The organism is Pseudomonas sp. B2021 (assembly GCF_018135665.1).
Taxonomy (GTDB): domain Bacteria; phylum Pseudomonadota; class Gammaproteobacteria; order Pseudomonadales; family Pseudomonadaceae; genus Aquipseudomonas; species Aquipseudomonas lactis.
Genome location: NZ_SMOF01000001.1, coordinates 3,014,311 through 3,021,470 on the forward strand (window position 1 = coordinate 3,014,311; position 7,160 = coordinate 3,021,470).

A 7,160-nucleotide genomic window follows, 5' to 3' on the forward strand; every position below is an offset into this window, starting at 1 on the left:
CACCGTCGAGGCGGTCCATGTTGGCTTCGGTGGCGTGGCCGGCGTTGGCGCCTTTGATCACCGCTGCACCGGTGTCTTCGTTGTCGACTTCATCCCAACTCAGCATGGAAATACTCCTTCCTGGTACTCGAAAAATAAATGTTTTTGCAGGCTACAAGGCATTGAAATACTGCGCGTAGTGTGGTCGGTAAATACCGATGCTGCACACTATGTAGTGGTCTGATCTGTTTGTGGGCACACTATATGGGGTGTGACAACGTTGGTCAACGCACAAGATGTGCGGTCATAGGTCGCTGGCACACACAAATTCAGCCGTGGACGGGTCATGAAACATCACTCTGCTTATGTCTTTATCGAATAAATAAATAGATATTTATTCCTTTTAATATTCTATCCGGCAGCGCATTTTGAGGGCCTGCGCATTCGTGCGGATTGACCCAACAGCCAAAAGGAAAGCCGACATGACCATCAAAGCGATCAACGTGCGCAACCAGTTCAAAGGCGTGATCAAGGAGATCCTGCTGGGGGAAGTGGTGTCGGAAATCGACGTGCAGACCGCCTCGGGCATTGTGACGTCGGTGATCACCACACGCTCGGTGCGTGACCTGGAATTGAAGGTGGGCAGTGAAGTGATTGCCTTTGTGAAGTCCACCGAAGTGTCCATTGCCAAGTTGTGAGCGCCCAACAGGGTCAGGGAAAGGCGTGGGGCAGCGCCCTCAGTCAACTCGATTGAAAATTTCCCTGACCTGATCCTCGGGCATCACCCCTTTGCCCGTTCCCTCGATCAGCTCGAACGTGCCATCGGCATTCAGCGTAATGCCCAGGGAGCTGGCCAGCGTGACGCTGACGCCGGGCCGTGCTTGAAGCAGTGTCCTGAGCGGTTGTTCGCCCTGCAACGATTGCCCGATGGTGGTGGCCATGCCTTGCAGCGAACCTGAATTGACCCCGCCTACCAGGATGACCTGCCCACCTTTGTTCAGGGATGCGTTCAATCGGTTCAGCAACGCTTGGGTATTGCCGCCCCGCAGGCCCAGCTCCAGGTTGCTGCCGGTCAGGTGCATCAGCGTGCGGGTCTGGTAACGCGCACCGTCCCAGTCGGTGAGCACCGCAATGGCCGAGCAGTCGGTCAGGCTGCGGGTAGAAAGCACGTCGTTGCCGCTCGTGAGTGTCGTGGCTTCACCCATGGTCACCTGCACGGTATTGGCGGCTTTCAGCTTGGCGGTGCGCCGCAACCAGCCCAGGGTAAGCCTGGCCGCGTCGGCCCTGGCCAGGTCTGCGGCCGGATGCACCTGGTTGCCAGGCAACGGTGAAACACGATGGGGGCGCAAGGCCACATCCGGTTTCACGATGGCATTGGCCTGTTGCAGCCGGTACACCACTTCGCGCTGCTGCTCAGGGTTCATGCCTTTGCAGTGGCGCTTCAATTCGTCGATGTCGGCTTTGCTAAAACCTGAGCGCTGCAGCTGCTTGAAGGCTTTTTTGAGCGGAGCCAGCGCAACAAAGTCGGCCTGAAGGGCCTGCACAGCATGGTTGGCACTCAGAAACTGGCGGTACCCTTGCGCAAGGCTCAGCTCTAGAGGCCCGCATTTCTTGAACCTGATATCCCGGGTTTGCGTTTTATCCAATGGTGCGTAATAGAACTCGGCAGTGTCAGCCTCTACCACCAGGTAGCGCTGGCTGCCGCTGGTGACGACCACGCCTCTGAGCTGGCGTTGATCATTGCTGGCATTGCTGATGCTGCCGAGCTTGACCACCCGGGTATCTTTAGCAAGCGTGTCGGCGCTGTCGCCTGTGTAAAAGCCGAAATCGGGGTCGTCAATGAGCTGGCCGCGCACGTGCGCCTTGTAAGTGATGCGTTCACCGTTTGCGACGGGCACCAGTTGGGGGCCGGTGTCGCCTTTGACTATTTTGTGCAGGCGTTTTTCATAGACCACCGTGCGCTCGCGCGTGAACAGCCCGGCCTTGGACGGGAACAACCGCACGTGCTCCAGGGCCTGCAGGCGTTGTTCGGGTTTGGGCAGGTCGGCGACACGTTTAACGAAGCACTCATCCTGAATGCCGCGTCGCACCCGCCCACCCAGAGCGGGCACAGGGCAAAACGCCTCAAAGTCCTCCAAGGGCTTGGCGTGTTCTGTTGCTTGCAGGTCGGTCAGCTCGCCAGGTCTTGTATTGAGGTAGCGATAGACCCGACCACGGTCCACCAAGTCATAGCCATTGGCGCGTGGCAGGGTATAGGCACTGGGGCTCAAAGGGTGTTCGATGACCATTGCCTGCCGGCCGTCGCTGAAAAGCTCCCGAGTCAGAGGGATCGTGGCCGGTTGCTCAAAGGCAGGCTCCTTCACGGTACCGCCCACGATGGCGAACAGCTCATTGAGCGCGCCATCCAGTGCGGCACTGCTGCCGTGTTTGCGCTCGGCCTGCGTGTCACCCGTGATCGATTGCTCGACACCCAATTGGGCTTCTACAAGGCCGGCGGCGGCCGCGACACCGACCACAACCGGCTCGCCAATCACTGCGAACTTGGCCGCCAGGCCGGCGGCTACGGTCAAATCGTTAAGCCAGGTATCGCGGGTGACCTCGCTGTTGGACTTAATCATGACGTCTGCATCGCGGGACATGCGTTCGCGGGTGGCGTCTTTGATCACGCTGAACACGTCGCCGTGAATGCGCACATTGGCGCTGTCGATAACGGTCCCTTCCAGGGTGTCCCAGTAGCCGCTGGCCAAGTAGCGAATGGCGCTGTCCGCGCCTTTGTTCGAGCGCGAATCGCCGGTGATGAAGGATTTGAAATTGCTCCAGAACCCCAAGTCGCTGTCTTGTCGGTCCCTGAGGGCGAAGTGCGATTGCAGCGCCTTGCGCGTCTCGGCATGCCGGCCTTGCTCGGCCACCCATTGGTCCATCGTGTCCAGGGAATCAAAGCGCAGGAAAGCGGGCTTGTGCCCCGGCATATACAGGACCTGCACGCCGTCTCGACGATCACGTAATTGCCCGTGGCTGCCGTAGTCAGTGGCGGTGAAACGCAGGATGTCGTGAGCGGGGCGCCCGTTGATGTCAAACACGTGAACCCGTGTGCGGCCTTCTACCGGCGCTGTCGCTCGTAGTTGTTCGACGCTCAGGGCTTGGTTTTCATCCAGGAACAGGTTGGCGGCCGCGCCCATCACCAGGCGGTAGTCATCGCGGGTAAAGCGCTGCTCGGCCGGCATGTTCAGGCGTTCGGTGGGTGAGGCGCGCTCGTAGGCCTTGAGCTGTTCACGGGCCTGATAAATGAACTCGCCTTTCAACGCGGTGCGGTAGTCATCGCCATGGTCGCGCCAGAAGCGTTCGAGCTTTTGAGTCATGTGCGCCTGAAAGTCGGTTTTCCAGCTTTCATGCATCAGCTGGGAAGGCGCCAGCGCAAACTGGTTATGGGCGCCATAGCCGCCTTGGGTACTTTGCCCGCGGCCGACCGTGTATAAGCCGGCTTGCTGGTCAAGCACGCCGGGTAGCGCATCGTGTTCGCTGAAGTTGCTCAACAGTGCGTCCGGCAGCGCCTGGGAAACCGTGGGCTCTTCCCCCAGATGTTCCCAGTCGGTGACGGTATTGGCACTTTGTGCTTGCTGAAAGCGATTGAGGAAGATGGCGTCGGCATCGACCTTGCGCCCGGTCAACTTGAACACCAGCGCCTCGGCCCATTGCTTGGCTTCGTCGCGCACCCTGGGCAGCGCAGTGTGCGTGGCCTGCAACAGCTGCCGGTAGAGGGCTTTCTGATGGTCTACCGATGTACTTAGGTTTTGCCTCAACGCCGGTTTGCGTGGCGGTTGCAGAGGCTCCAATGAGTAGGCCGGCAAGGCCTGCGGGGTATCGCCGGCGATGGGTTTGAAATCCCAGGCAATGAGGGGGAGTGGGCGTGGCGGCAGAATCATCGACGGGCGGCTCCGGGAGAATTTCAATGGCACAGCGGGCAGCTAAGCCCGGTATGTGCGAAAAATCTCCCGTGCGGTTCCGACCGACGTCAGCGGTTTTGTAAGCTGATCTGCATGCGCTGCACGCCTTCCTCCAGCATCGCCCGTGGGCAACCAAAGTTCAGGCGCACGAATTGCTGGCTGTCATCGCCAAATTCAATCCCCGCGCTCAGGCCCACCTTGGCCTGTTCCAGGAAGAACCGTTGCGGGTCTTCCAGGCCCAATGCGCTGCAATCGAGCCACGCCAGAAACGTGCCTTGCGGCGCATGCATCACTACGCCGGGCAGTCGGGTTTTTACCGCGTCGAGCAGGTAGTCACGGTTGGCTTGCAGGTACTGCACCAGCGCGTTGAGCCAGTCGGTGCATTCGCTGTAGGCGGCGCGGGTGGCTTCCAGGCCCAGGGGGCTGACGCTGTCGACCATGCCGCAGCGCGCCTGATTGAAACGCTCGCGCACCTCGGCGTTCTGGACCACGGCGAAGCAGGTCTTCAGGCCGGCCACGTTATACGCCTTGCTCGCTGACATCAGGGTGATGGTGTTCTGGGCGATCTCGGGGCTGAGGCTGGCGGTGGGGATGTGGCGACGGCCGTCGAAGCACAGCTCTGCGTGGATTTCGTCGCTGATGATCAATGCGCCGGTGTCCAGGCAGGCATTGGCTACCGCCAGCAACTCTTCACGGGCAAACACCTTGCCGATGGGGTTGTGCGGGTTGCTCAGCAACAGCGCCCCGGCCCCGCTCAAGGCTTGGCGCATGGCCGGCAGCGGTGTGCGGTACTCGCCATCGATCAATTGGAACGGCACTTCGATGCGTGGCAGGTTCCAGTTGCCGGGCGCCAGGCGAATCGGCCGATAGTTGGGGGTTTGCAGTACCACCGCCTGGCCAGGCTGGACGAAGGCGTGCAGGGCCATATTGAAGCCAGGCTCCACGCCGGGCAGAAACAGCAGTTCTTCAGGCTGTACGCGCCAGGCGTACTTGGCCCACAAGTCGGCAACGATAGCGTCGCGCACGTCCGGGCCGGCCACGCTGTAGCCGAGAATCTGCTGGTCGAGGCGCGCGTGCAGGGCTTGCAAGATGGCGGGCGGCGCGGCAATGTCCATGTCGGCGATCCACATCGGCAGGACGTCTTGCGGGTAACGGCTCCACTTGGTACTGCCGGTATCGAAGCGTGGGTGGATCGTGTCGAAATCAAAGCTCATGGACAGGCTCGTATCAGGGCGGCGGTAAAAGAATGGCGCCGATTCTAGCGCCATTAATTTTATAGGCCAGAGCTGATTGCCGACGTGCGCAGCGGTGTGCGTTCCATGACCGACAAGTTCTGTAATAAAAACGCCATTGCGCTGGGGATTGAATCGGCTAGGGGCTATTTTGGTGCATCTCAATAATCAGAGTAGCCATGGATGAAATACCAACCCTTGAGTCACACGTTGATTGCGACCGCGCTGGTCTTGACGGTCAACGGTGTGCACGCAGCTTCCCAAGCCCCGGTTGCGGGTGAAAATGGCATGGTGGTCACGGCCCAGCACCTGGCAACCCACGTGGGTGTCGATGTGCTCAAGGCCGGCGGCAACGCGGTCGACGCGGCGGTGGCGGTAGGTTACGCGCTGGCGGTGGTGTACCCGGCGGCGGGCAACCTGGGCGGCGGTGGTTTCATGACCGTGCAACTGGCGGACGGGCGCAAGACCTTCCTCGACTTCCGCGAAAAAGCCCCGTTGGCGGCAACGGCCGACATGTACCTCGACAAGGCCGGCAATGTGGTCGAAGGCCTCAGCGCCAAAGGCCATTTGGCGGTCGGCGTACCGGGCACGGTGTCTGGCATGGAGCTGGCCCTGAGCAAGTACGGCACCCTCAAGCGCGCGCAAGTGATTGCCCCGGCGATCAAGCTGGCCGAAAACGGCTTTGCGCTGGAGCAGGGCGATATCGACCTGTTGCACACTGCCACCGGTGAGTTCGAAAAAGACCAGGACATGCGCGGGATCTTCCTGCACAACGGAAAACCGATGCAGGTGGGTCAGAAGCTGGTGCAGAAGGACCTGGCCAAGACCCTCAAGGAAATCTCGGCCAAGGGCACCGACGGTTTCTATAAAGGCTGGGTTGCCAACGCGGTGGTGGATTCCAGCCAGGCCGGCAAAGGCATCATCACCCAGGCCGACCTCGACGCCTACAAAACCCGCGAACTGGCCCCCATCGAGTGCGACTACCGTGGCTACCATGTGGTCTCGGCACCGCCACCCAGCTCGGGCGGTGTAGTGATCTGCCAGATCATGAACATCCTCGAAGGCTACCCGATGGCCGATCTGGGCTATCACTCGGCCCAGGGCCTGCACTACCAGATCGAAGCGATGCGCCATGCCTACGTGGACCGCAACAGCTACCTGGGTGATCCGGACTTCGTGAAGAACCCCATCGAGCATCTGCTGGACAAGAACTACGCGGCCAAGCTACGCGCTGCCATCGAGCCGCAGAAGGCCGGTGACTCCCAGGCGATCAAGCCAGGTGTGTCGCCCCACGAAGGCAATAACACCACCCACTATTCCATCGTCGACAAGTGGGGCAACGCGGTCTCGGTGACCTATACCCTCAATGACTGGTTTGGCGCCGGGGTGATGGCCAGCAAGACCGGGGTGATTCTCAACGATGAAATGGATGACTTCACCGTCAAGGTCGGCGTGCCGAATATGTATGGGCTGGTGCAGGGCGAAGCCAACGCCATCGCACCGGGCAAGGCGCCGTTGTCATCGATGAGCCCGACCATCGTCACCAAGGACGGCAAGGCAGTAATGGTCGTTGGCACACCGGGGGGCAGCCGCATTATCACCGCGACCTTGCTGACCATCCTGAATGTCATCGACTACAAGATGAACATCCAGGAAGCCGTGGACGCACCGCGCTTCCACCAGCAATGGATGCCGGAAACCACCAACCTTGAGACCTTTGCGGTCAGCCCGGACACCCAGAAGATCCTCGAAAGCTGGGGCCACAAGTTTGCCGGCCCGCAAGATGCCAACCACCTGGCCGCCATCCTGGTAGGCGCGCCTTCCCTGGACGGCAAGCCGGTGGGTAACAACCGTTTCTATGGGGCCAATGACCCGCGGCGCAACACGGGCTTGTCGTTGGGCTACTAAAAGGAGCTGGCATTGTCTCTGTAGGAGCGAGCTTGCTCGCGAAAAACTCACAGGCGCCGCGTTTATCCAGAAAACACGCGTTATCGTTGACGTTTTT

4 protein-coding genes are annotated in these 7,160 nt (G+C 60.4%); 2 read left to right on the forward strand and 2 right to left on the reverse strand.

Features of this window, described 5'->3' with window-relative positions:
• Window positions 1–461: 461 nt before the first annotated feature.
• Window positions 462–677: a TOBE domain-containing protein gene (locus E1K68_RS13305; RefSeq protein ID WP_003173733.1), complete on the forward strand. Its 216-nt coding sequence runs from the start codon at window positions 462–464 to the stop codon at window positions 675–677.
• A 39-nt stretch (window positions 678–716) separates the two neighbouring features.
• On the opposite strand, the gene E1K68_RS13310 is transcribed toward E1K68_RS13305, so the two are convergent.
• Together E1K68_RS13310 and E1K68_RS13315 are read right to left on the reverse strand one after the other, a co-directional pair.
• Window positions 717–3,902, reverse strand: coding sequence for a DUF6543 domain-containing protein (locus E1K68_RS13310; protein WP_212614203.1), 3,186 nt, complete (start codon window positions 3,900–3,902; stop codon window positions 717–719).
• Window positions 3,903–3,991: 89 nt separating this feature from the next.
• The gene (locus E1K68_RS13315) at window positions 3,992–5,137 is read right to left on the reverse strand and encodes a PatB family C-S lyase (RefSeq protein WP_003191027.1); all 1,146 of its coding nucleotides are present in this window, start codon (window positions 5,135–5,137) and stop codon (window positions 3,992–3,994) included.
• A 201-nt stretch (window positions 5,138–5,338) separates the two neighbouring features.
• On the opposite strand from E1K68_RS13315, the gene ggt reads away from it, so the two are divergent.
• Window positions 5,339–7,063, forward strand: a complete 1,725-nt coding sequence (gene ggt / locus E1K68_RS13320) for a gamma-glutamyltransferase (protein WP_212614204.1) — start codon at window positions 5,339–5,341, stop codon at window positions 7,061–7,063.
• The last annotated feature ends 97 nt before the right edge of the window (window positions 7,064–7,160 follow it).